Annotated in this window: 28 protein-coding genes and 1 tRNA gene; 17 read left to right on the top strand and 12 right to left on the bottom strand. The window is 62.6% G+C overall.

All coding sequences use genetic code 11. The annotated features are described in order from the left end of the window. Nucleotides 1-13 precede the first annotated feature (13 nt). The 7 genes from C7T36_RS28090 to rpmB all read right to left on the bottom strand — a co-directional run bounded on the left by C7T36_RS28090 (nt 14) and on the right by rpmB (nt 4045). Nucleotides 14-1375 carry an NAD(P)/FAD-dependent oxidoreductase gene (locus C7T36_RS28090; RefSeq protein ID WP_045069224.1) on the bottom strand — a complete coding sequence of 454 codons (1362 nt, stop codon included), beginning with the start codon at nt 1373-1375 and terminating at the stop codon, nt 14-16. A 159-nt stretch (nt 1376-1534) separates the two neighbouring features. Continuing rightward, nucleotides 1535-1999, bottom strand: a complete 465-nt coding sequence (locus C7T36_RS28095; RefSeq protein ID WP_033234225.1) for a hypothetical protein — start codon at nt 1997-1999, stop codon at nt 1535-1537. Nucleotides 2000-2018: 19 nt separating this feature from the next. Then, nucleotides 2019-2954: an AEC family transporter gene (locus C7T36_RS28100; protein ID WP_045069227.1), complete on the bottom strand. Its 936-nt coding sequence runs from the start codon at nt 2952-2954 to the stop codon at nt 2019-2021. A gap of 110 nt (nt 2955-3064) precedes the next feature. Then, a complete protein-coding gene (gene rpsR, locus C7T36_RS28105) occupies nt 3065-3322 on the bottom strand; it encodes a 30S ribosomal protein S18 (protein WP_003946414.1) in 258 nt (85 codons plus the stop codon). Nucleotides 3323-3331: 9 nt separating this feature from the next. Next, on the bottom strand, nt 3332-3637 hold the full coding sequence (gene rpsN / locus C7T36_RS28110) for a 30S ribosomal protein S14 (RefSeq protein ID WP_045069230.1): 306 nt from the start codon (nt 3635-3637) through the stop codon (nt 3332-3334). 2 nt (nt 3638-3639) lie between these two features. Further along, nucleotides 3640-3804 carry a 50S ribosomal protein L33 gene (gene rpmG, locus C7T36_RS28115; RefSeq protein WP_003946358.1) on the bottom strand — a complete coding sequence of 55 codons (165 nt, stop codon included), beginning with the start codon at nt 3802-3804 and terminating at the stop codon, nt 3640-3642. A 4-nt stretch (nt 3805-3808) separates the two neighbouring features. Beyond that, complete coding sequence (gene rpmB / locus C7T36_RS28120) at nt 3809-4045, bottom strand: 50S ribosomal protein L28 (RefSeq protein ID WP_033234228.1); 237 nt, start codon at nt 4043-4045, stop codon at nt 3809-3811. A 105-nt stretch (nt 4046-4150) separates the two neighbouring features. Between rpmB and mrf the strand changes: the two genes are divergently transcribed. From mrf to C7T36_RS30320, 9 genes are all read left to right on the top strand, one after another. Continuing rightward, nucleotides 4151-5404: a ribosome hibernation factor-recruiting GTPase MRF gene (gene mrf / locus C7T36_RS28125; RefSeq protein ID WP_375129562.1), complete on the top strand. Its 1254-nt coding sequence runs from the start codon at nt 4151-4153 to the stop codon at nt 5402-5404. Continuing rightward, entirely contained in the window at nt 5401-5655 is a 255-nt protein-coding gene (locus tag C7T36_RS28130) for a type B 50S ribosomal protein L31 (protein ID WP_045069232.1), read from the top strand. Before mrf ends, C7T36_RS28130 begins: the two co-directional genes overlap by 4 nt. Then, a complete protein-coding gene (gene rpmF / locus C7T36_RS28135; RefSeq protein ID WP_033234230.1) occupies nt 5655-5828 on the top strand; it encodes a 50S ribosomal protein L32 in 174 nt (57 codons plus the stop codon). Before C7T36_RS28130 ends, rpmF begins: the two co-directional genes overlap by 1 nt. 18 nt (nt 5829-5846) lie before the next feature. Further along, nucleotides 5847-6458 carry a trimeric intracellular cation channel family protein gene (locus C7T36_RS28140; protein ID WP_033234231.1) on the top strand — a complete coding sequence of 204 codons (612 nt, stop codon included), beginning with the start codon at nt 5847-5849 and terminating at the stop codon, nt 6456-6458. 71 nt (nt 6459-6529) lie between these two features. After that, nucleotides 6530-7216: a response regulator transcription factor gene (locus C7T36_RS28145; protein WP_033234232.1), complete on the top strand. Its 687-nt coding sequence runs from the start codon at nt 6530-6532 to the stop codon at nt 7214-7216. A gap of 68 nt (nt 7217-7284) precedes the next feature. Continuing rightward, nucleotides 7285-8664, top strand: a complete 1380-nt coding sequence (locus C7T36_RS28150; protein WP_202025801.1) for a HAMP domain-containing sensor histidine kinase — start codon at nt 7285-7287, stop codon at nt 8662-8664. A 191-nt stretch (nt 8665-8855) separates the two neighbouring features. Beyond that, nucleotides 8856-10334, top strand: a complete 1479-nt coding sequence (locus tag C7T36_RS28155; protein ID WP_084702939.1) for a S1C family serine protease — start codon at nt 8856-8858, stop codon at nt 10332-10334. A gap of 80 nt (nt 10335-10414) precedes the next feature. Next, nucleotides 10415-10912: a molybdenum cofactor biosynthesis protein B gene (locus C7T36_RS28160; protein WP_179300869.1), complete on the top strand. Its 498-nt coding sequence runs from the start codon at nt 10415-10417 to the stop codon at nt 10910-10912. A gap of 7 nt (nt 10913-10919) precedes the next feature. Continuing rightward, nucleotides 10920-11093: a hypothetical protein gene (locus C7T36_RS30320; RefSeq protein WP_181317514.1), complete on the top strand. Its 174-nt coding sequence runs from the start codon at nt 10920-10922 to the stop codon at nt 11091-11093. Between the two features lie 63 nt (nt 11094-11156). On the opposite strand, the gene mscL is transcribed toward C7T36_RS30320, so the two are convergent. The 4 genes from mscL to C7T36_RS28180 all read right to left on the bottom strand — a co-directional run bounded on the left by mscL (nt 11157) and on the right by C7T36_RS28180 (nt 13554). Then, nucleotides 11157-11579 carry a large conductance mechanosensitive channel protein MscL gene (mscL, locus tag C7T36_RS28165; protein WP_033234234.1) on the bottom strand — a complete coding sequence of 141 codons (423 nt, stop codon included), beginning with the start codon at nt 11577-11579 and terminating at the stop codon, nt 11157-11159. 97 nt (nt 11580-11676) lie between these two features. Next, nucleotides 11677-12420 carry an SAF domain-containing protein gene (locus tag C7T36_RS28170; protein ID WP_045069233.1) on the bottom strand — a complete coding sequence of 248 codons (744 nt, stop codon included), beginning with the start codon at nt 12418-12420 and terminating at the stop codon, nt 11677-11679. A 91-nt stretch (nt 12421-12511) separates the two neighbouring features. Continuing rightward, nucleotides 12512-12820, bottom strand: a complete 309-nt coding sequence (locus tag C7T36_RS28175) for an FmdB family zinc ribbon protein (RefSeq protein WP_033234236.1) — start codon at nt 12818-12820, stop codon at nt 12512-12514. Between the two features lie 158 nt (nt 12821-12978). After that, nucleotides 12979-13554 carry a 5-formyltetrahydrofolate cyclo-ligase gene (locus C7T36_RS28180; protein ID WP_045069234.1) on the bottom strand — a complete coding sequence of 192 codons (576 nt, stop codon included), beginning with the start codon at nt 13552-13554 and terminating at the stop codon, nt 12979-12981. A gap of 59 nt (nt 13555-13613) precedes the next feature. On the opposite strand from C7T36_RS28180, the gene C7T36_RS28185 reads away from it, so the two are divergent. From C7T36_RS28185 to C7T36_RS28205, 5 genes are all read left to right on the top strand, one after another. Next, entirely contained in the window at nt 13614-14525 is a 912-nt protein-coding gene (locus tag C7T36_RS28185) for a UTP--glucose-1-phosphate uridylyltransferase (protein ID WP_033234238.1), read from the top strand. Nucleotides 14526-14650: 125 nt separating this feature from the next. Next, entirely contained in the window at nt 14651-15910 is a 1260-nt protein-coding gene (gene glp / locus C7T36_RS28190; RefSeq protein ID WP_033234239.1) for a gephyrin-like molybdotransferase Glp, read from the top strand. A 57-nt stretch (nt 15911-15967) separates the two neighbouring features. Further along, nucleotides 15968-16603 (top strand): GNAT family N-acetyltransferase, encoded by a 636-nt coding sequence (locus C7T36_RS28195; protein WP_033234240.1) that lies wholly within the window; start codon nt 15968-15970, stop codon nt 16601-16603. A gap of 243 nt (nt 16604-16846) precedes the next feature. After that, nucleotides 16847-17584, top strand: coding sequence for a gephyrin-like molybdotransferase receptor GlpR (gene glpR / locus C7T36_RS28200; protein WP_033234241.1), 738 nt, complete (start codon nt 16847-16849; stop codon nt 17582-17584). 88 nt (nt 17585-17672) lie between these two features. Next, a tRNA-Ala gene (locus C7T36_RS28205) sits at nt 17673-17748 on the top strand. Nucleotides 17749-18083: 335 nt separating this feature from the next. Here the strand turns inward: C7T36_RS28205 and C7T36_RS30325 are convergent. Beyond that, a complete protein-coding gene (locus tag C7T36_RS30325) occupies nt 18084-18380 on the bottom strand; it encodes a hypothetical protein (protein ID WP_162487758.1) in 297 nt (98 codons plus the stop codon). A gap of 156 nt (nt 18381-18536) precedes the next feature. Between C7T36_RS30325 and C7T36_RS30330 the strand changes: the two genes are divergently transcribed. Genes C7T36_RS30330 through C7T36_RS28220 form a run of 3 tightly spaced genes read left to right on the top strand, consistent with a single transcriptional unit; the run spans nt 18537 to nt 20741 of the window. Further along, nucleotides 18537-19223 carry a hypothetical protein gene (locus C7T36_RS30330; protein WP_181317515.1) on the top strand — a complete coding sequence of 229 codons (687 nt, stop codon included), beginning with the start codon at nt 18537-18539 and terminating at the stop codon, nt 19221-19223. 46 nt (nt 19224-19269) lie between these two features. After that, nucleotides 19270-19731, top strand: a complete 462-nt coding sequence (locus C7T36_RS28215; RefSeq protein ID WP_045069236.1) for an ImmA/IrrE family metallo-endopeptidase — start codon at nt 19270-19272, stop codon at nt 19729-19731. Beyond that, nucleotides 19728-20741 carry a hypothetical protein gene (locus C7T36_RS28220; protein WP_033234243.1) on the top strand — a complete coding sequence of 338 codons (1014 nt, stop codon included), beginning with the start codon at nt 19728-19730 and terminating at the stop codon, nt 20739-20741. Before C7T36_RS28215 ends, C7T36_RS28220 begins: the two co-directional genes overlap by 4 nt. The last annotated feature ends 4 nt before the right edge of the window (nt 20742-20745 follow it).

Genomic DNA, 20745 nt, shown 5'->3' on the forward strand with positions numbered 1-20745 from the left:
GACTGCGATCGGGTTATCCCTTGACTCGGGAGGCGATGTCGGCCGCCGTCCGTTGTCCCATCCGCACAGCGCCGTCCACGTGCTGGTAGCCTTCGGCCGCAATGTCGGAGCAGGAGAAGTGAATCGGGCCGACCGGTGTCCGTGAATCGGCGCCGTACCGGTGCAGACCACCGAGATCGAAGCTCGCGGCGTACGCGCCTCGGGTCCATTCCTCCGAACCCCAGTCGGATTCGTAGTACACGACCGGCTCTTCTGCCTTCGGGCCGAGGAAGCGAGCGATCGACCCGAGAATCGTGGCCTTACGCTCTTCGGCGGAAAGCTCGAACATCGCGTCCGCCTTCTCGTCGGAGACGAAGGCGACCAGGGTGCCTCGAGTGTCCTCGTGGTTGGTGTTGTCGTACACCTCCTGAACGACCTCGGACGCGCCGAAACCGGTGCCGGACAAGCCGTCTTCACGCCAGAAGGGCGTCTCGTACACGGCGTGCACCTTGATGACCAGACCAAGGGACTGGTGCTGGTGCATCTGGTGCTGACGGCGCGGCAGCGGGGGATCGTAGGAGATCCGAGAGTAGAGATTGGGCGGGACAGCCAGGATGACCTTTTTTGCCTCGACGCGAACGTCACCGTCCGCCAACACAACTGCACCGTCTTCGGTCCACTGCACGGTACGCACGGGAGCGTTGAGGAAGACATCGTCGCCCAGGGCGGCGGCCATGCGGATGGATACCTGCTGCATTCCGCCGACCACACGCTTGTCGAGAATGAAGTCCTCGTCCACCAGGTTCGAGAACGAACCGGCGGAGGCGGCCATGAGAACGGCCTGCAGCGCGGAGAACGCGTGGGCAGGCTTGGTGAGCATGCCACCTGCAATGAAAAGTCCGATGTTGTCGCGAGCTTCGGCGTCGTCGGACTGATTGATCAGCCACTGCTTGAACGAGACGGTGTCGAGGTCACGGGCAAGTGGATGAGCCCACGGCTCCTCCGCGCCGATCTGTGCGGCGAGATCGTCCATCTCGTCGATGAGGCGGTCCATCTCTTTTTTGGTGGTGTCGTTCGTGGGGAAGGAGTCGCCGGTGTAGCGGGTGCGTTCGCCTGCGGTGGAGATGTAGACGGATTCGCCCTCGCGGTATCGGTCGAACGTAGTGAGGCCGAGTTCGTCGAGAAGCTCGATCAGCGCGGTCTGGTCGGGGGAGACCCACTGGCCGCCGATTTCCAGGACCGCGCCGTCGACGGTGTCGGTCCAGGTGCGGCCGCCGACGCGGTCGCGTGCCTCGAGAACAGCGACGGACAAGCCGGCTTTGCGCAGCGCGGTTGCGGCTGCCAGGCCGGAGGGGCCGGCGCCGACGATTGCGACATCTCTCTGAAGAGTAGGCACTTGCGAGCTCCTTCGTAGTTGAGCACCGCTCGAGTCGAATAGAAGCCGACGCGTGAACAGTGAACGGGTGACTGCTCACAGTCTGCCGCGAAGAGACCCACGCCACACCTGACAAAACGGAGTGTTAACCCGCAGAAGTTGTGACGAAAAGGCGTGCGACTATCCGTTGACCACGACGCGATCGCCGAGCGGTCTACTCAAATGCACATCGAGGGATCCGAACACGGCCACAAGAACGCACATCCTGTCCGCAGCTTCGGGCAGAGAACCGGTGTGGAGCGTGATGACCACCGCGTCGTCCGTCTCGTCGAGAGTTGTATACGCGCCGTAACATTCCGGCGTTCCGGTCACGAAATGAACGGCAACGGTATTCTCGTCCACTTCCGACCACGACTCGAACATGGTCTCCCCGGCGCCGACGATGTCCGGCCGATCCTCGAACATCGTGCCGATATCGGTGTCGTCGACCTCCGTGGGGACAGGCGATTCTCGTGCCCAATCGGCGGGAACAGCACCCTGCGCTGCAAGCACTTTCGGGGTCCCGACGCCGGCATTGGTACTCGTGCCGATGGCACATCCCGCCAATGCCAGGGCGGCCAGAACGGCGAGGGTGATTACGCGCATGCATCCACCGTAACCCTGGTCATGCGAGTAGCGCCGTGACCAGCGCGATTGCCGGAATTGATGCCAAAGTGGTGACAAATGCGCTGTCTCGGGCCAACACCATTCCGCGACGGTAACGGCTCGCGTAGATGAAAACGTTCTGGGCCGTCGGCAAGGTGGACACGACGACGATCGCAAACAATTGATGACCGTCGATGCCGAGCAGGTAATGCGCCATCAGATAGGCGAGCACCGGTTGGACGACGATCTTGAGCGTCGAAGCCAGCGCCACGTCCCGGCGGGGACTCGAGCCCTTCTCGAGCACACGCACGCCGTACAAGGACAGGCCGAACGCAAGCAAGGCGCCGGGTACCGAGGTTGCCCCGATCAATTCGAACGGCTGCATCAGCGGTCTCGGCGGCACCCAGCCGATCAACGCGACGATCAAGCCCGCCGCACCTGCGAGCACGATCGGGTTCTTGAACGGAGCGGTGACAGTGTCGATCAGTGACAGTTTTTCGGCTTCGCCCCGCAATGCCGTGAGATCGAGGATCGTCAACGCGATGGGGGAGTACACGACAATCTGGAACAGCAGAAGTGGCGCCACGAACGTTGCGTCACCGAGGACGAACACTGCGATCGGGATACCGAGGTTCGCCGAGTTCACGTACGACGCGGACAGCGCGCCGATGGTCAGTTCGGGAAGCGGTCGACCGAGCCAGAGTTTTGCGATCACCACGTACAAGGCGCCGACGGCAAAGGCAGTGGCCGACGCGACCGCCAACGTAGGCGAGAAGATCACCGACAGATCGGACGACGCGAGGGTCGTGAACAGCAGCGCGGGGGTTGCGACGAAGAAGACGAGGCGGCCGAGAACAAATTGGCCTTGGCTGCCCAACGTGCCGAGGCGACCGAGGAGAAAGCCGACCGCGATGACAACAAAAATAACGGTGAAACCCGCAATAACTCCCGACACGCTGCGGGCACCTCTCAGCTGGACCGAATAACTTCAGGAATCTTAGTCCGGGCAACAAAAAGGCCGCGCAGTCGAGTGACTGCGCGGCCTTTCCGGTCTTCTACGTGTGACTACCGTGCGGCGGTGAAGGGAAGCAACGCCATTTCGCGTGCGTTCTTCACTGCAACGGCGACCTGACGCTGCTGCTGCGGGGTCAGGCCCGTGACGCGGCGGCTACGGATCTTGCCGCGGTCCGAGATGAACGTGCGAAGCAAGTTGATGTCCTTGTAATCGACATGCGTGATCTTCGCTGCGAACAACGGGTTCTTCTTGGGCTTACGTCCCTCTACGGGGCGTGGCTTCTTCGACGGTGAACGCTTGACTGCCATCCGACTTCCTTACCAGCTCGACTTGTGTACGCCAGGCAGTTCCCCACGGTGCGCCATTTCTCGCACGCGAATCCGGGATAGCCCGAACTTCCGCAGGTGGCCGCGCGGACGTCCATCCGCAGCGTCTCGATTGCGCAATCGTACCGGACTCGCGTCGCGTGGTAGACGTTGCAGGGTCGCTTGGGCCTGTGCGCGTTCCTCGGGGGAGCTTTTCGGGGAGCGAATCGTCTCCTTCAGGGCGGACCGCTGCTCGCGGTATCGCTCGACGATGACCCGTCGTTGGTTGTTCTTGGCGATCTTCGACTTCTTGGCCACGGCTATTTCTCTTCTCGGAAATCGACATGCTTTCGGAGCACCGGGTCGTACTTCTTCAGCACGAGTCGATCGGGGTCGTTGCGACGGTTCTTGCGGGTCACGTAGGTGTAGCCGGTGCCTGCGGTGGACTTCAGTTTCACGATCGGCCGGATCTCGTTGCGGGCCATCAGCTCAGATCTTCTCGCCGCGTGCGCGGATTCGGGCGACGACGGATTCGATGCCGTCGCGGTCGATCGTCTTGATGCCCTTCGTGGACAGAGTGAGGGTGACGCGACGCCCTTCGCTCGGCAATACATACGTCTTGCGCTGGATGTTCGGATTCCAGCGGCGATTCGAACGCTTGTGGGAGTGCGAGACGGATTTTCCGAATCCCGGCACACGTCCGGTCACTTGGCAGCGAGACGACATGGGTGTTCCTTTCTAATTGCAGATGACAATCGTTTTCGACAATGGAGTGAGATCAATGTAGCGTCCAGTCTCGGTAATGACAATCATTCCCAGAAAGGGCGCGCTGTGAACACGATCCTGGACGGCAGGACTCCGCTGGTCCTGGTTGCCGGCATGAGCGAAACCACCACACCGACCGCGCGCGCACTACTGCGGGCCGGAACAGTGCTGGTGCATCACGACCTGAGTCACGTCCGCGAGGGAGTTGTGCGACGGACAATCACGACAGTGACCGGGACGACAGTGGCCCGCAACACGGTCTCGGAACGGGAGACCATCCTCGAACTCGCGCACGGCTGCGTGTCCTGCACGCTCAGCCAGGATTTGCTACCGCTGCTGCGTCGGTTACACGCTCGCAGTTCGGTTGCGCGCATCGTCGTGCTGCTGGACCCGCAACTCGAACCCGAAGCGCTGTGCTGGGCGATCGAGCACGTCGTGGTGGCCGGAGTCGTCGGCCAACTGGACGGTCCGGCCGAGCGAGATGTCCGCGTCGACGCCGTTGTGACGTGCATCGACGCCGAAAGCTGGCTTTCGGACGCCCTCAGTGACGAAGCCCTCGACGACGATCGAACACTGGCTCAGGTTGTTGTCGGCCAGGTCGAGTTCGCCGACGCACTTGTCGTGCAGGGGATGGCGGATATCGACAGTTGGCAACACACGCGTCTGCGGGCTGTCCTGGCTCGGCTTGCGCCCCGGGCTCCCGTCGTCGATGCAGGCGACGACATCGAGAAGGTGCTCCTTTCGGTTCCCGAGGATGCCAGGCGCGGTGAACTTGCCGACGCTCACTCACCGCTGCTGCGTTTCCAGCCACCGCTTGAGGAAGACAGCGGCGTGATGCTCGTGGAGTTCACCGCCAATCGCCCGTTCCATCCCGGACGTCTACATGACGCGATCGACGTCCTGCTTGACGGCGTCGTGTGCTCGCGCGGGCGAGTGTGGGTCGCGACGCAACCCGGGGAGGCGCTCTGGCTGGAATCCGCAGGCGGCGGCCTACGGGTTGCGAGCGCAGACACGTGGCTGGCGGCCATGACTCCCGAGGAACTGGAGGGCGTGCCGGTCGAGCGACGCGCACTGGCCGCATTGAAATGGGACTACCGTTTCGGCGACCGCGACACCTCGATGGTGGTGCTGGTGTGCGACGCCAACCCCCTCGAGATCGACCGAACGCTGCAACATGCGCTGGTCACCGACGAGGAACTGGCCGACGAAAAATCGTGGTCCGACTGGGACGACCCGTTCGGCGAGTTCCACGAGGACCCATGCGACGAATCCCAATCACCCTACGCAGAAACCGAATCGATCCGAGAGGCAAACGAATGAAAAAGCAACTGCACCCCGACTACCACCCCGTGGTGTTCCAGGACGCCGGCACCGGCAAGAGCTTCCTCACCCGTTCCACCGTGACGAGTGACCGAACCATCCAATGGGAAGACGGCAACACCTACCCGCTGCTGGTTGTCGACGTCACGAGCGACTCGCACCCGTTCTGGACGGGAGCGCAACGCGTCATGGATACCGCTGGCCGCGTCGAGAAGTTCGAGCGTCGCTACGGAAAGCGCACGGCGCGCTGATGGCTGTTCCCAAGCGGAAGATGTCCCGCTCCAACACACGTAGTCGACGGTCCCAGTGGAAAGCGACGCCGCCCGATCTGGTCGAGGTCACCGCCTTCGGTCACACCCACAAGGTTCCCCGACGGTTGGTCAAAGCAGTTCGACTCGGGGTGATCGACCCTCAGCGGCTCTGACCGTGCGATCCTTGGCCGGTGCTGCTGTCGATCCTCGAACTGGTGGGCATCGTGGCGTTTGCCGCTTCCGGTGCTCTGGTGGGCGTCACCAAGCGTCTCGACATCTTCGGGGTGTGCTCGGTGGGCGTATTCACCGGCATCGGCGGCGGTATCGTCCGCGACGTCCTACTCGGCGTCCACCCACCCAGTTCGCTGAGTAGCTGGCCGTACTTCGGAACGGCCGCGCTCACGTCCCTTGCGGTGTTCTACCTGCACGAGCCGCTCAACCGACTGCGCCGTGAAATCCTGGCGCTCGACGCACTGGGCATGGGCCTGTTTGCCAGCACCGGAACCGTCATCGCCCTCGAGAACAACGCCAGCGGACTGGCTGCCACGCTGATCGGTGCCACCGCGGCGATCGGCGGCGGCGTGATCCGAGACGTCCTCGTCAACGAGGTGCCCTTGCTGCTCCACAAGGACCTCTATGCCGTCCCGGCGCTCCTCGGCGCTGCGTTGGTGGTCACAGTCTCGGCGTGGGGGTTGTCCACGAACGGGGCGCTTGTGGTCGGCACCGCGTTTGCCGCCGTCTTCAGATTGCTTGCGCTGTGGCGTCATTGGAGCCTGCCGGGACCACGCCGCACTGAAGACTGACCGCGACACGCCGAACCTCCCGAACGGGACCCTCTCAGCCCTATCTCAGCACTTCAGTCCAAACTGTCGGTATGCGTATTTTGGTGGTCGACGACGACCGGGCGGTTCGCGAGTCGCTCCGGCGCTCGCTCAGCTTCAACGGCTACACGGTAGAACTGGCGGTGGACGGACTCGACGCGCTCGAGAAGATCCTCGCGAACCGGCCGGACGCCGTGGTTCTCGACGTCATGATGCCGCGCCTCGACGGACTCGAAGTGTGCCGCCGGCTGCGCAGCGCCGGCGACGATCTCCCGATCCTGGTGCTCACCGCCCGCGATTCCGTCAGCGAACGCGTCGCCGGTCTCGACGCGGGTGCCGACGACTACCTTCCCAAGCCTTTTGCACTGGAAGAGCTGCTTGCCCGATTGCGCGCGCTCCTCCGGCGAACCGCACCGGATCCTGACGCAGACTCCGAGATGATGACCTTCGAGGATCTCACCCTCGACCCGGTGACCCGTGAGGTTCGGCGAGGCGAGCGATCCATCAGTCTCACCCGAACCGAGTTCTCGCTTCTCGAAATGCTGATGGCCAACCCGCGTCGCGTCCTCACCCGTGGACGCATTCTCGAGGAGGTGTGGGGATATGATTTCCCGACCTCCGGCAACGCTCTCGAGGTTTACGTCGGCTACCTTCGTCGTAAAACCGAGGCCGACGGCGAACCGAGGCTGATTCACACCGTGCGCGGTGTCGGCTACGTCCTGCGGGAGACACCACCGTGATCGCTGCACCCTTCGGCAAGAACGCGGAGCCGAAGACCTCTCCCACATCGAACGGCTCGGCGGCCGGGATGCGCCCGCCCATGCCGTTGACCCGATCGGTGTCGCTGCGATGGCGAGTCACATTGCTGGCCGCGTCCGTCGTTGCGGTAGCCGTCGCCGTCATGGCCATCGCTGCCTATGCGGTGGTCTCACGTGCGCTGTACGCCGACGTTGATCACCAGTTACGCACTCGCGCATCGGTTCTCATTGACAGCAACATCGTGCGTTTCGATCCCCGGTACATCACCGGTGCCACCCTGTACACCACCGATATCAGTGTGGCCCTCGTCTTTTCGAACCTCGATACGTATCAGCCGCCCGGTTCCGACGTGCCGATCGGCGAACCCGAACTCGCCGTCGCGCGGGGCACCGCAGAGTCGTCACTGCGGACCGTCGAAGGCCAGCGCGTGCTGGCGCAACGAACCCACGACGGAAGCACGTTGGTGATCGCGCAGCGGTTGGAGCCGACCGTCGCAGTGCTCGATCGACTTGCCTGGGTGCTGTTTGTCGTCGGTGGCTGCGGCGTCATACTTGCCGCGGTAGCCGGTACGACGGTGGGGCGCACAGGTTTACGACCTATCGCCCGGTTGACGGATGCCACCGAACGCGTTGCCCGCACCGACGATCTGACGCAGATCCCCGTATCCGGCAGCGACGAACTGGCGCGCCTCACCGAGAGCTTCAACACCATGCTCCGGGCACTTGCCGAATCCCGGGAACGACAGAGTCGCCTCGTCGCCGACGCCGGTCACGAACTGCGCACACCGCTGACGTCGCTCCGCACCAATATGGAGCTGCTGATCGCGTCGAGCCGGCCAGGGGCACCACAAATTCCGGACGAGGACATGGCGGAACTGCGAGCCGACGTCGTGGCACAGATCGAAGAGCTGTCGACTCTTGTCGGTGACCTCGTCGATCTCGCGCGAGAAGACGCACCCGAAACGGTGTACGAGCGCGTTGATGTCAGTGACGTCGTCGAACGATCACTCGAACGTGCGCGTCGACGCCGCAACGAAATTGAATTCGAGGCCGTGACAACGCCGTGGTTCGTCTACGGCGATCAAGCGGGACTCTCGCGTGCCGTACTCAACGTCCTCGACAACGCTGCGAAATGGAGTCCCAAGGGCGAGCAGGTGCGCGTCGAGATGCGCCCAGTCGGTCAAGGACTGTTGGAATTGACCGTCAGTGATGCGGGACCGGGCATTCCGGAGGAAGATCGGGAGTTGGTGTTCGATCGTTTCTACCGGTCCACCGCTGCGCGTTCCATGCCGGGATCCGGTCTGGGACTTGCGATAGTGCGCCAGGTGGTGATCAAGCACGGTGGCACCATTGCGATCGAGGAATCCGATCGTGGTGGGGCACTGGTTCGGATCGTGCTTCCCGGGGAGCCGGGTCCGATCGCCGAATAACTGGACACCGTGGGTAATGTGTTCAGCGAGAGTGCTTTTCGAAAAGTGAGCAGGGTGCACAGAATTATCGGTGCAAACTCTGGGCAAAGTGACAGGTGAGTCTCAGCGGCTTCTCAGCAGCGCAAGGCAGTCTTGTAGTCAACAGAGTTGTGACCAACCAATACGGTGGTCACCGAGACGAAAGCGAGCCGATGACCGAGGACCGTAACACTGGGCCTGACCGGCCCGAGCAGCCAAGCAACGAGCCCCAGCCGACGCAGGCTTACCCGACCCAGCAGAATCCTGCCCAGCATAATCCTGCCCAGCAGAACCCCACACAGGCTTACCCGACGCAGCAGCAGCCTTACCCGACCCAGCAGCATCAGGCGCCGGGCTACGGGCAGCAGCCCACGCAGTCGTTCGGGCAGCACTACGGCGCACATGAGGCTGCTCACCAGCAGCAGTCGCCCTATCAGAGTGCAGCGAGCCCGGCCGGCCCCGCCGGACCAGGTGGCGCTGCCGGACCCGGCGGACCCGGCGGACCGATCCCCGCTGCGCTGCGCGGACCCAACGCTGATCCCGAACCGGCCAAGCCGAAGTCGAAGCGCATGGCACTGGTAGCCGGCGCGCTTGCACTGGTGCTCGTCAGCGGCGGTGTCGGCGGTGCGGTCGGCGCGATTGTGGCGGACAACAACGGTGGCAGCGGAACCGTCACCAATTCGCTCAACGCTGCCAAGCCGACAGCAACCAACACGTCCAACGCACCGGCCGGTTCGGTGCAGGCCGTGGCTCAGAAGGTCGTGCCCAGTGTGGTCCAGATCGAGGTGGCCACAGCTCAGGGTTCCGGTGGGGAAGGATCCGGCGTGATTCTGTCCTCCGACGGTCTCATCCTGACCAACAATCACGTTGCCGGCGCCTCCGGTGCGCAGTTGAGTGTGTCGTTCTCCGACGGAAGCAAGGCATCGGCAACCCTGGTCGGTGCCGATCCGGTTTCAGATATCGCCGTCATCAAGGTCGAGGGTCGCAATGATCTGACGCCGATCGACCTGGGCAATTCGGCCGAGGTAGTGGTCGGTCAGCAGGTTGTTGCAGTCGGTTCACCGTTGGGGCTGGCCGGAACGGTCACCGAGGGCATCATCTCGGCGCTCAATCGACCGGTGTCCACCAGCGGCGAGTCGGGCAACCAGAACACGGTTATCGATGCCCTGCAGACCGACGCGGCCATCAACCCGGGTAACTCGGGTGGCGCACTGGTCAACATGGACGGACAGTTGATCGGTATCAACACGGCCATCGCGTCACTGGGAGCCTCGTCGGGCACGCAGGGTGGGTCGATCGGACTCGGCTTTGCCATCCCGATCGATCAGGCCAGGCGTGTTGCCAACGAGTTGATCGAAACCGGCAAGGCCACTCAGGCCATGATCGGTGTGACGGTGCCCTCGCAGGACAACGCGGATGGTGCGACGGTTATGGACGTCACCGCTGACGGTCCGGCAGCCAAGGCCGGAATCCCGAAGGGTGCCGTCATCACGAAGGTCGACGATCGTGTTGTCGCAGACGGTGATTCGCTCATCGCGGCAGTTCGGTCGCATGCTCCCGGCGACACCGTGTCGATCACGTACACCGACGGTGGCCAGCAGAAGACCGTCGACGTCACGCTGGGAACCGCCCCGGCGCAAGGTGGGCGGTGACAGTTGGCGACCGGCCGACGATCACCCCGATCTTCGGCCGGACCGCAACTGATTCGGGGCGCGGCACTACGGTAGGAGTCATGGAACTCGAAGCCACATCGGCCGGCCGCGCCCTGGTTGTCATCGTCGACGATCGCACCGCTCACGGTGATACCACCGACTCCATCGGTCCGTTGGTTACGGAACTGCTGAACGAAGCAGGTTTTCACGTCGACGCGACGGTTGCAGTTGCCGCCGACGAGGTGGAAATCCGGAACGCTCTCAATACCGCGGTGATCGGTGGTGTCGACTTGGTGATCTCGGTCGGCGGTACCGGAGTGTCACCGCGCGACGTGACACCGGACGTGACGGCTGAGGTGCTCGATCGGGAGATCCCGGGAATCGCCGAGGCGCTGCGGGCGTCCGGGTTGTCCGCAGGATCGCTCGAAGCGGGCTTGTCCCGCGGCTTGGTCGGTGTCTCGGGCAGCACCGTCGTCGCCAACCTGGCGTCGACGCGCCCCGCGATCCGTGACGGCATGGCAACGTTGACGGCTTTGGCGGGCCATGTGATCGCCGAACTGTCCAGCCTCGAGGGCTGAGTAGAAGTTGTCCGACGAACAGAGCGCAGAAAAGAAGCCTGTCGACAAAGAGGCTTTGGCGCGCATTTTCGGGGATGTGTTCCCGGAGACGACGTCCGACGAGCGTGATCCGCAAGGATCCTCCCGTTCGTCGGATGACGAGTGGTTACGCAGCCAGGTTCCGCCGCATCACGGCGGTTGACGCATCAGACAGATCAGGCCCGTCCCGGAATGTCCGGGGCGGGCCTGATCTGTCAGGTGGACGCTAGTCGAAGCTCTTGGCGTGGGCGCCGGAGTCGGGGTCGGTTACACCGGAAGCGAGGATGTCGCGGATCTGGATGAGCAGATCGGTTTCGCTGGCTTCCTTGTCCTCGGGTTCGGTGACGAACTTCTTCTTGGCCGCGTTCGCGGGAACGATCAGCACGAAGTAGACAACTGCCGCGATGATGACGAAGTTGATGATCGCGGTGACCACGGCACCGATGTTGACGAAGGTTTCGGGATTGCCGGCAATGATCTCCTTTCCCCAGCCCAATTCGTCGGATCCACCAATGGCGGCGATGAGTGGGTTGATGATGTTCGACGTGAAGGCCGTGACGATCGCGGTGAACGCTGCGCCCACGACCACTGCAACGGCCAGGTCGAGCACGTTTCCGCGGAGCAGGAAGTCTTTGAATCCCTTGAGCATTTCGGTGTCCCCCGAATTGTGTGTGAGATGAACGTGTCGGTTCTCTGGAGAGAGCCGAATGCAAAAATCCTAAAGGAGCAAGCATCAATGTGTTTGCTTACTTGAACGTCACGGTGATGGCGTTGACCAGTGATGCGGCCGCGACGCGAGTAGCCGCCTCGGTGGGCAATGCCAGCATGATCACCTGTTCTTGCTGGTTACGTGTACTTTCCGCAGCGGTGACCATGACAACAACGGCGCCCGACGCAAGAATCGTGGGGTTGTTGTCGTTTGTCTGCTCGTTCGGAGTGTCGGCCTCAACTGTGAGTACATCGACAATGTCTCCGCTACGGACAATGTCAGAAACTGCGGCATCCGCGAGTCGGACCGGGACAATTCGCGCGTCGTCGGTTCCCGTGGACTCACGGGCCAGACGCGACCCGAGAACTCGGACGTCTGTGACGATTTCTCCGCGGCGAACGGGCCCGGCGACGGTGCTGCCCACAACGTCGGCGAAATCGGTAAGCGTCCCGTCGGGAAGGTGATCGGCAGAGAACTCGCTGATTCCGAGATCGTCGTCGGTGACAAGTTGTCCGGGAGCGACATCGCGGGCCGCGGTGACAACCTGGACGGTATCGGAGTCCGGATCGCCGCGAAACAGCAGCGCAATCCCGAGCACGGCAAGAGTGAGTGCGGCGATTTTTCGAACTGCCGAGCCTCGTGCGCGGTTGGGCTTTGCAATCGCAACCAGGCGGTCGACGACGCTGGGCGTGAGGTCGACTTCACCGAAATTCTGCGGTCTGGATCGGCCGTGACTCCGAGATCGTGCGCGGAACAGCCCGGACGGTGATGGTGGTGGCATAGACGAACGGTAGGGCCGAAAGCGTGCTTTTCGGCCCTACCGTTATCTGCCTGTGGACAACCTCGCGGTTGTGGAGAAAGTCGTGCTCGAACTAGCTGGCTGCAGCCTTTGCCGGAGCCGGAGTGCTGGTCGACGAAGAGGACGACTCGGACTTGGTCGACGACTCGGACTTTGCGGCCGGAGCGGAATCGCTCTTGGCGGGTTCGCTGGCCGTGCTGGAGCCACCTCGGCTGTCGGTGCGGTAGAAACCGCTGCCCTTAAACACGATGCCCACCGAGTTGAACAGCTTGCGGAGCTTGCCGGAGCAGGCTGGGCAGACCGTCAGCGAATCTTCGCTGAACGACTGGACGATGTCGAAACGGTTGTCACATTCCGTACATGCGTATGAGTAGGTAGGCACCGGGCTTCCTCCGCATTGTGATCTAAGTGCTTCATCAGGGCTGGCGAGTGCTGTCGAGCCAGTTCTGACACCGCAGCCCTTAGCACTCTACAAGTGACAGTGCCAACAGCGCTAATTACGTGTCTATTCCCACTGCGCGAGAAATGGTGGCGGCCGCCTCATCGGTCCAGTCGGGTCCAACCCGCAGTCGGGGTCAGCGCCCAGCCCATCGGAATGTCGTGCGGATCTGCGGGGAGCTGTTCGACGAGCTCCGAGTCGCGAACTACCGCGACGAGCCTGGCAGTCGGCGACGCCAATCCCAGCGTGCGGTCGTAGTACCCGGCGCCGCGTCCCAGCCGAGTGCCTCGCCGATCCACGGCGAGGGCCGGGACGAAGACAGTGTGGGCGAGCGCGATCGTTTCCGGTGGTAGTACCGGTCCGACGGGTTCCCGTAGCCCGTACGCAGCGGGGCGAAGTGCGTCGACACCCGTGTACTCGACCCAGGACAGCGGGCCGGGTGCGCCGGTGATCGGCAGGAGAACGCGATCTACGACGGCTGCCAGCGCGTCCAGCAGGTCAGTGGTTCCAGGTTCGGTCCTGGTCGGAACGTAGGCGCAGACAGTCGTCCCCGGGATTGTCAGATCAAGCGAGTGCGCCGTGAGTGCCGACGATTCGGTGCTCCGAGTTTGCTCCGATATCGCACGCCGCTCGGCCAGCACTGTTTGTCGCCATTGCTCTTTTTCTCGAGGTTCCACCACTTCACGATATGCATCGTGCTGACCATCGGGTAACAAGCTGCCGTTAGGGTGTTGGCATGACAGACGTGGTCGCTAGCAACAAGAAGGCCTTTCGTACGGCCGTGGTTCCTGCTGCCGGATTGGGTACTCGCTTCCTGCCGGCCACCAAGACCGTTCCCAAGGAATTGCTGCCGGTCGTCGACACACCGGGTATCGAACTGGTTGCCGGGGAGGCCGCCGATTCCGGCGCTGAGCGCCTGGTCATCGTGACCTCGCCCGGCAAAGACGGGGTTGTCGCGCATTTTGTCGAGGATCTTGTCCTCGAAAGCAAGCTGGAAGCGAGTGGAAAGCTCGCTCTACTGGCCAAGGTGCGTAAGGCACCCGGACTCCTCGAAGTCGACTCCGTGATCCAGGATCAGCCACTCGGTTTGGGGCACGCGGTCGGTTGCGCCGAGGCTGTCCTCGACGACGACGAGGATGCGATCGCGGTTCTTCTGCCCGACGATCTCGTGTTGCCTAGAGGTGTGCTCGAAACCATGGCCAAGGTACGCGCCAAGCGCGGCGGTTCGGTTTTGTGCGCCATCGAAGTTCCCAAGGACAAAGTCAGCGCATACGGCGTCTTCGACGTCGAAATCGTGCCGGACGCCACCAACCCCGACGTGCTCAAGGTCATCGGGATGGTCGAGAAGCCGGCTATGGAGGATGCGCCGTCCACGTTTGCTGCCGCTGGTCGATACCTGCTCGATCGCGCCATTTTCGACGCACTGCGACGCATCAAGCCCGGAACCGGTGGTGAATTGCAGCTGACCGACGCCATCGCGCTTCTCATCTCCGAAGGCCATCCCGTGCATGTCGTCGTTCATCGCGGTACTCGACACGACCTCGGAAATCCCGGCGGTTACCTCCGCGCTGCGGTTGACTTCGCACTGGACATGGATGACTACGGCCCGTCGTTGCGAGAGTGGTTGGTTGCTCGTCTCGAACGATAGGGATAGTTCGGACATCTCCGCACAGCAGTTGACGCAGGATCGAGATGACCGGCCAATCGTGTGGCAAGGCATCATGGGCTGCGGGTAACACGAGTTTCGCGACAAAGTAGGAGGACGCAGTCCATATGCGGTCGGTTGAGGAGCAGCAGACCAGGGTCACAGCCGCTGCAGTTGCGCCCCGGCCGGTTCGTGTCGCCATTTCGGAGGCACAGGGGTTGCTCTGTGCCGAGGAAGTGGTCACCGAGCGGCCGCTGCCAGGGTTCGATCAGGCTGCCATCGACGGATACGCAGTCCGTAGCGTCGATGTTGCGGGTGCCGGCACGGATCTGCGTGGCGAGGACGGCGAGCCGATCGACTTGAGCCTGCCTGTCGTCGGTGAGGTCACGGCCGGTTCGCGTCAGCCGATCCGGCTACAGCCACGGCAAGCTGTGCGCGTCGACACCGGCGCGCCGCTGCCCACGTTGGCCGATGCGGTTCTCCCGCTGGAGCAGACCGACGGTGGCCGCGCCCGCGTGCGAGTCTTTGCGCCGGTGCGCTCAGGAGACTACGTACGACGCGCGGGTGACGACGTGCAACCGGGCGATGTCGCTGTTCGGGCGGGAACCATCATCGGCGCTGCCCAGGTCGGACTTCTCGCGGCAGTGGGCCGTGACAAAGTTCTGGTGCATCCGCGTCCACGGCTATCGGTCATCAGCGTCGGGGGCGAGCTGGTCGACATCGACCGAACTCCGGGACCCGGCCAGGTTTACGACGTGAATTCGTATGCTCTGGCTGCGGCTGCTCGTGACGCCGGAGCCGACGTCAACCGGGTTGGCATTTCCGGATCGGATGCTCGCCGGTTGCGTGAGGTTGTCGAGGGGCAATTGATCCGATCCGAGATCGTGGTCATCGCGGGAGCTGTCGGCGGTGGAGCGTCCGACGAGGTCCGCGATGCGCTGTCCGAACTGGGAACGCTCGAGGTCGAGCGGGTCGCGATGCATCCGGGATCAGTTCAAGGGTTCGGTCAGCTCGGGCGTGACGAGGTACCGACCTTCCTGCTCCCATCGAATCCGGTCAGTGCGCTCGTGGTGTTCGAGGTCATGGTCAGGCCGCTCATCCGGATCGCGCTCGGTCGTCGCCAGCCGATGCGTCGCATCGTGAAGGCCCGAACGGTGGGAACGATTACGTCGATCGCGGACCGTAAAGGATTCCTTCGTGGGCAGTTGATGCGCGACGAGGCAACGGGGGAGTACCTGGTCCAGGCTCTCGGTGGCGCCGCGGGCGCGTCGTCCCACCTGTTGGCGACGTTGGCCGAAGCAAATTGCCTGGTACTCGTCGACCGGGATGTCACCGAAGTGCAGATCGGTGAAGAAGTCGACGTCGCATTTCTCGCCCAACGTGGCTGAGTCACGGCTGGCTCACTTCCGGTGCGCCGCTTCGACTTTCCAACCGAATGAGGTGTGATGTCAGTCCATCCCGGATGGCCCGAGAAGCTGGGCCCGATTCGTGTGGCTGCCGGTGTGGTCACCGTCCGGCCGATTCGGTTGCGCGACGCGTCCGCGTGGAGCAGATTGCGCATTCGGGATAGAGAGCATCTCGAGCCGTGGGAACCGACCGGTGAATCGCCGTGGGATGCCCGGCATCACATCACCGTGTGGCCGTCGTTGTGCGGAAGTCTTCGATCCGAGGCGCGCAAAGGCCGGATACTTCCGTGGGTGATCGAGCTGGACGGCAATTACTGCGGGCAGATCACCATCGGCAACATCGTTCGCGGCGCGTTGCGTTCCGCTTGGGTGGGTTATTGGGTTGCGTCGGATGTCACGGGTGGTGGTGTGGCGACAGCTGCGGTGGCGCTCACGTTGGACCATGCCTTCTCGCAGGTGGGATTGCATCGTGTCGAGGCAACTGTTCGTCCGGAGAATTCGTCCTCGCGCGCCGTGCTCCACAACGTCGGCTTCCGTGAAGAGGGACTCCTACGCCGGTACCTCGACGTCGACGGGCAGTGGCGCGATCATGTGCTTGTGGGGATGACGATTGAAGAGATTCCCACCACAGTTGTGGATCGGCTTGTGCGCTCCGGTCGTGCGTCTTGGGTATGAAGTCCCTAGTTAAAAGGTAGTTACCGACCGAATTGTCATCAAAATTGCTAGGCCGGGTCATTGCGAGTTCAACTTTTCCTCCGACAAATTCCGGCGGATCGGTCAGTTCGGTTCGGTACGCGTGTGACACATGAGTAAGGTGGGGTTCGGCGCGTCGGCAACGATGCGAGCCGGTCGGCCGTTAACCTTGATTCATCAACGGCTGGCATAGGTGCTGGTAGGTGATCGGGAGGAGGTCGCGGCATGCCTAGTTCATTCGTGTGGATCGGGCTCGTGGCCGTCTGGTTGTTCGTGCTCGTGCCCATGCTCGTGAACAAGCGCCCCCGGATCCGTCAGACCAGCGAAGCGGCTCTTGCGACTCGCGTACTTCACCGCGGCGACAGCAATCCTGTGCGACGCGGACCGGCAGCCGGACATCGAAGCGATCCGAACTGGCAACCAGAACCAGTGCGCAGCAGCTACGACGCGGAGGACCAGATGGACACTCACGCAGAAGACAGCGACTACAGCGGTGGCCGTGCCCCGGTCAGGGAGTTCGTGCCTGTCCGACGCGGCCGCGGTGGATTCGATCCCGAAGCCGATGCCGTCGCCCGAGAAGCGCGCTACACGTTTCGCCAGCGCACCCTTCTCGGACTTGCCTTCGTCTCGATCATGGCCGGTGCACTCGCGCTGATCGTCTCGCCCCTGGTGTGGTGGCTCTGTGCCTTGTCGTTTGCCGGTCTCGTCGGCTACTTGGCATATCTGCGCCGGCAAGTGCGCATCGAGCAGGAAATTCGCCGCCGTCGCACTGAACGGCTCAACCGTTCACGTCTGGGCGTCGAATCACACACAGACGAGGAATTGCGCCTGATTCCTTCTCGTCTGCGCCGACCGGGCGCAGTAGTCCTGGAAGTTGACGACGGAGACCCGGCGTTCGACCACCTCGATCACTACGAGGAAGTGCCGATGCAGTCGGAAATGCGACGCGCATCGGGTCAGTAAAACGTTCATCGTTTCGGAGGCGGGTAACTCGAGGCTCGGACTTCGGTCCTGCTAGAGTTGCCGAGCACACGCTTTCGGGCGGTGGCAAGGGGCTGTGGCGCAGTTGGTAGCGCGCTTCGTTCGCATCGAAGAGGTCAGGGGTTCGATTCCCCTCAGCTCCACCACGTAATCAGCTCCACCACGTAATCAGCTCCACCCAGTAATCAGTTACCGATCAGGTCCTTCAGCTAGCGCTGAGGGACCTGTTTTGTTACAGACCGGTCGGTCGACAAATCGCCTCGACTCGCGAAGAATGTGCGGGTGTGTGCAGTTTCATACAGCCGCTGGGGCCCACCGAACCCGGTTTCGAACCGGTTGAGGCATGATCCTTGGTGGGCCAGTTATTTTCTGGACATGTAACGACCATGACGTCGCGACGATAATCTCACTGTGTCGCTGCGCCTGTGCATGCAGCTAGAACGTTTTTGTCGGGAGGAATTTGATGAGCCAGCCACGACGGCTAGTCATGGCACTTGTAGCTGTCTTGTGCCTGACGGGTGTGGGGTTCCTCGCTATTTCTGTATTTCCGACTGTCGTTTCGGCTCAACCCGGTGCAGGTGAAAACAGCGATGACAGCGCTGACACCACCGTCACCGACATTCCCAGTGCTGATGCCTTGGGTAAACACGGCAATAACGGCAACGGCAATAACGGCAACGGCAATAACGGCTGCGGCAATAACGGCAACGGGTGCGGCAACGGGTGCGGCAACAACGGCAACGGCAATGGTTGGGGCAACGGATGCGGTGGTTGCCACCACCACTGCACGACGACGAGTCCAGTCGTAACCACAACGACCGATCCCGTTGTGACGACGACCACTGATCCGGAAGTGACGACGACGGACCCGACTGAACCAGAGGTCCCGACCACGACTACTGATCCGGTCGTAACGACGACTACTGATCCGGAAGTGACGACCACGACCACGGATCCGGAAGTGACGACCACGACGACGGATCCGGAAGTGACGACCACGACCACTGATCCGGAAGTGACGACGACTACTGATCCGGAAGTGACGACCACGACTACCGATCCGGTCGTAACGACGACTACTGATCCGGAAGTGACGACCACGACTACCGATCCGGTCGTGACGACGACAGACTCGACGGAACCCGGGGAGCCGAGCAATTCGACTGAGGTGTCGACAAGTGCTGAGGCAACTACAAGTTCAGAAGAGTCCAGCGAAACTTCGGTGGCGGCGGCTCCGGCCGGACCGGAATATCCGCAGGGCCCGTCCGCCGAAACTGGGTCGCCGGCGTCCGGGCCGTCCGGCGGCGTAGGCGGCGCCGCCACACCGGCAGCACCTCAAATCTTGGCTGCACCGGCACCGATCGCTGCTGCGGTGCAAACGGATGGCCCGAATTCCTCGGCTTCGGCACAAAGTGACGACCCGCAAGCTTTCCCGGTGGTCTTCACCTCAGGATTGCCACCAATTCAGAATGCTGCTGCGGTGGTAGGTGGCCTCGCGGGAATGACGTTGGTTGCGGCGGGTGCAGGCGCATTGACGTTCAGGGGCGCTTCGATGCAGAAGGCTCGATTGGCAGCGGCGCGGGCTGAGTTCCTGGCACCCCGATCAGGAAGAGGTGTGTAGGACAGTGCCGACAAACAGGCGTTCGCATCGTCGAGTTCTTGCTGCGGTGGACGCGGTGTGTGATGCTGCTGCGTCGTCGGAGGCGGTGAATTTGTTGACGGTGGTGGAGGCTGTGGCGCTCGAGCGTGAGCGGCCGATCGAGATCGATCTGCAGACTCCGTTGGCGACGGGTGTGTGCGGTCAACGGCGCGCGTTCGACGATCATGACGTTATCGTTCTGGCACCGGGCTTACCCAATGTCGAGCGAACTCTTGCACATGAGTTGGGGCACATCGTGTTTCGGCATGAAGGGGCGGAGATCGCGGAGGCGACGTTGGAAGCCAGCGATGATCTGATCGCGTACATGCTCAGCCAGCGATCGCTGCGCCGCAACGAGCCGGTGCCGATGGATGACCTTGCAGAGTGGGAAGCGGAGACCTTTGCGTCGATGCTGTTGATGAGGTTGAAGACGATGAGCGGTCGTGGGACGCCGTTGTCGGTGCTGCGGTACGACGAGGCGATCGGATGATCGCTTGGGCAATTGCCTTGGTGGTGTGGATCGCAGCAGGTGCAAGGCTTGGGCGCGTGGTGGCGCGAGTTGCCACGCCGCTGCGTACGGCCATGGTTATCGCCGGATTCGGTGTTGCGTTGATGGCTACGGTGCTTGTCCCCGGGGTGTGGGACATCGTGGACAGAATTGCGCCTGATCAGCACTTTTCAGCGATGGTTGTTGTCGTGTTGTGGGTGTTCTTGTCGGCAGCAAGCGCGGTTGGCGCGGTGTCTGCGTGGCCTGTGATGACGCGTTCTGCGATGCGCGTCGTGGCGATCGTGTTGTATACGGTCGGCTTGCTTGTGTCGATTTCCGTGGGCGTCGGTTATCCGATGCCGGCTTTGCTCTTTGTGGTTGTCGCGCTGGCGTTGGTTATCTCGACCGGACTGCGGCACGTTGCGTGGGCGCCGTTGGGCCGCGGAATCGGACTCATCGTCGTGGGTTCGATGATTCTGCTGATTGTTGTCGTGGTCATGCTGGTCGAGTCGGTGCGTGGGGCGAACGCACTCGAGTCGGGTATCTGGTCCGGCGCCGGCGTGCAATTCGTGTCGGTGGCGGGCTTGCTGATCGCGCTGGGCATCACATGGATGTTGACCGAGACATGGGTGCGAGCGCGCTTGGACCTGAAGCGTTTAGGGGGCATACACGGTCTGCTGGTGAAGCGATTCCCGGAGGTTGTGGATGTCGACAGTGCGGCAACCACAACAGTGCTCAAGGCGTCGGACATGATCGCGCAGATCATGGACGCCATGTACATCCAGGCAGGTGCCGGGTTGTTCGACGTCGGTGGAAGGGAGCCGCCGAGGTCGCTCGCCACGCATTCCGAGATATTGACGGAGTGGATTGTGAATCCACTGGAATCAGATGTTCTCGATACCCGTTGGATTGCGCCTCCTGACGGTATGTCCGCCAGGAGATGGGTCTTGGTTCTGGCTAGGGACTACGAAAAGTTCGAAGCCCAGCCGAATACGACAAAAGCAGGCCGATAGGTGT

The sequence above is a fragment of the Rhodococcus sp. AD45-ID genome (assembly GCF_003023755.1).
Taxonomy (GTDB): domain Bacteria; phylum Actinomycetota; class Actinomycetes; order Mycobacteriales; family Mycobacteriaceae; genus Rhodococcus_F; species Rhodococcus_F globerula.

Bases quoted from the DNA above. Each gene is read 5' to 3' on its own strand.
- C7T36_RS28095 (WP_033234225.1), bottom strand. From the start codon at position 1,999: ATGCGCGTAATCACCCTCGCCGTTCTGGCCGCCCTGGCATTGGCGGGA.
- rpsR (WP_003946414.1), bottom strand. From the start codon at position 3,322: ATGGCAGTCAAGCGTTCACCGTCGAAGAAGCCACGCCCCGTAGAGGGA.
- rpmG (WP_003946358.1), bottom strand. From the start codon at position 3,804: ATGGCCCGCAACGAGATCCGGCCGATCGTGAAACTGAAGTCCACCGCA.
- rpmB (WP_033234228.1), bottom strand. From the start codon at position 4,045: ATGTCGTCTCGCTGCCAAGTGACCGGACGTGTGCCGGGATTCGGAAAA.
- C7T36_RS28130 (WP_045069232.1), top strand. From the start codon at position 5,401: ATGAAAAAGCAACTGCACCCCGACTACCACCCCGTGGTGTTCCAGGAC.
- rpmF (WP_033234230.1), top strand. From the start codon at position 5,655: ATGGCTGTTCCCAAGCGGAAGATGTCCCGCTCCAACACACGTAGTCGA.
- C7T36_RS28145 (WP_033234232.1), top strand. From the start codon at position 6,530: ATGCGTATTTTGGTGGTCGACGACGACCGGGCGGTTCGCGAGTCGCTC.
- C7T36_RS28150 (WP_202025801.1), top strand. From the start codon at position 7,285: ATGCGCCCGCCCATGCCGTTGACCCGATCGGTGTCGCTGCGATGGCGA.
- C7T36_RS28155 (WP_084702939.1), top strand. From the start codon at position 8,856: ATGACCGAGGACCGTAACACTGGGCCTGACCGGCCCGAGCAGCCAAGC.
- C7T36_RS28160 (WP_179300869.1), top strand. From the start codon at position 10,415: ATGGAACTCGAAGCCACATCGGCCGGCCGCGCCCTGGTTGTCATCGTC.
- mscL (WP_033234234.1), bottom strand. From the start codon at position 11,579: ATGCTCAAGGGATTCAAAGACTTCCTGCTCCGCGGAAACGTGCTCGAC.
- C7T36_RS28170 (WP_045069233.1), bottom strand. From the start codon at position 12,420: ATGCCACCACCATCACCGTCCGGGCTGTTCCGCGCACGATCTCGGAGT.
- C7T36_RS28185 (WP_033234238.1), top strand. From the start codon at position 13,614: ATGACAGACGTGGTCGCTAGCAACAAGAAGGCCTTTCGTACGGCCGTG.
- glp (WP_033234239.1), top strand. From the start codon at position 14,651: ATGCGGTCGGTTGAGGAGCAGCAGACCAGGGTCACAGCCGCTGCAGTT.
- C7T36_RS28195 (WP_033234240.1), top strand. From the start codon at position 15,968: ATGTCAGTCCATCCCGGATGGCCCGAGAAGCTGGGCCCGATTCGTGTG.
- glpR (WP_033234241.1), top strand. From the start codon at position 16,847: ATGCCTAGTTCATTCGTGTGGATCGGGCTCGTGGCCGTCTGGTTGTTC.
- C7T36_RS28220 (WP_033234243.1), top strand. From the start codon at position 19,728: ATGATCGCTTGGGCAATTGCCTTGGTGGTGTGGATCGCAGCAGGTGCA.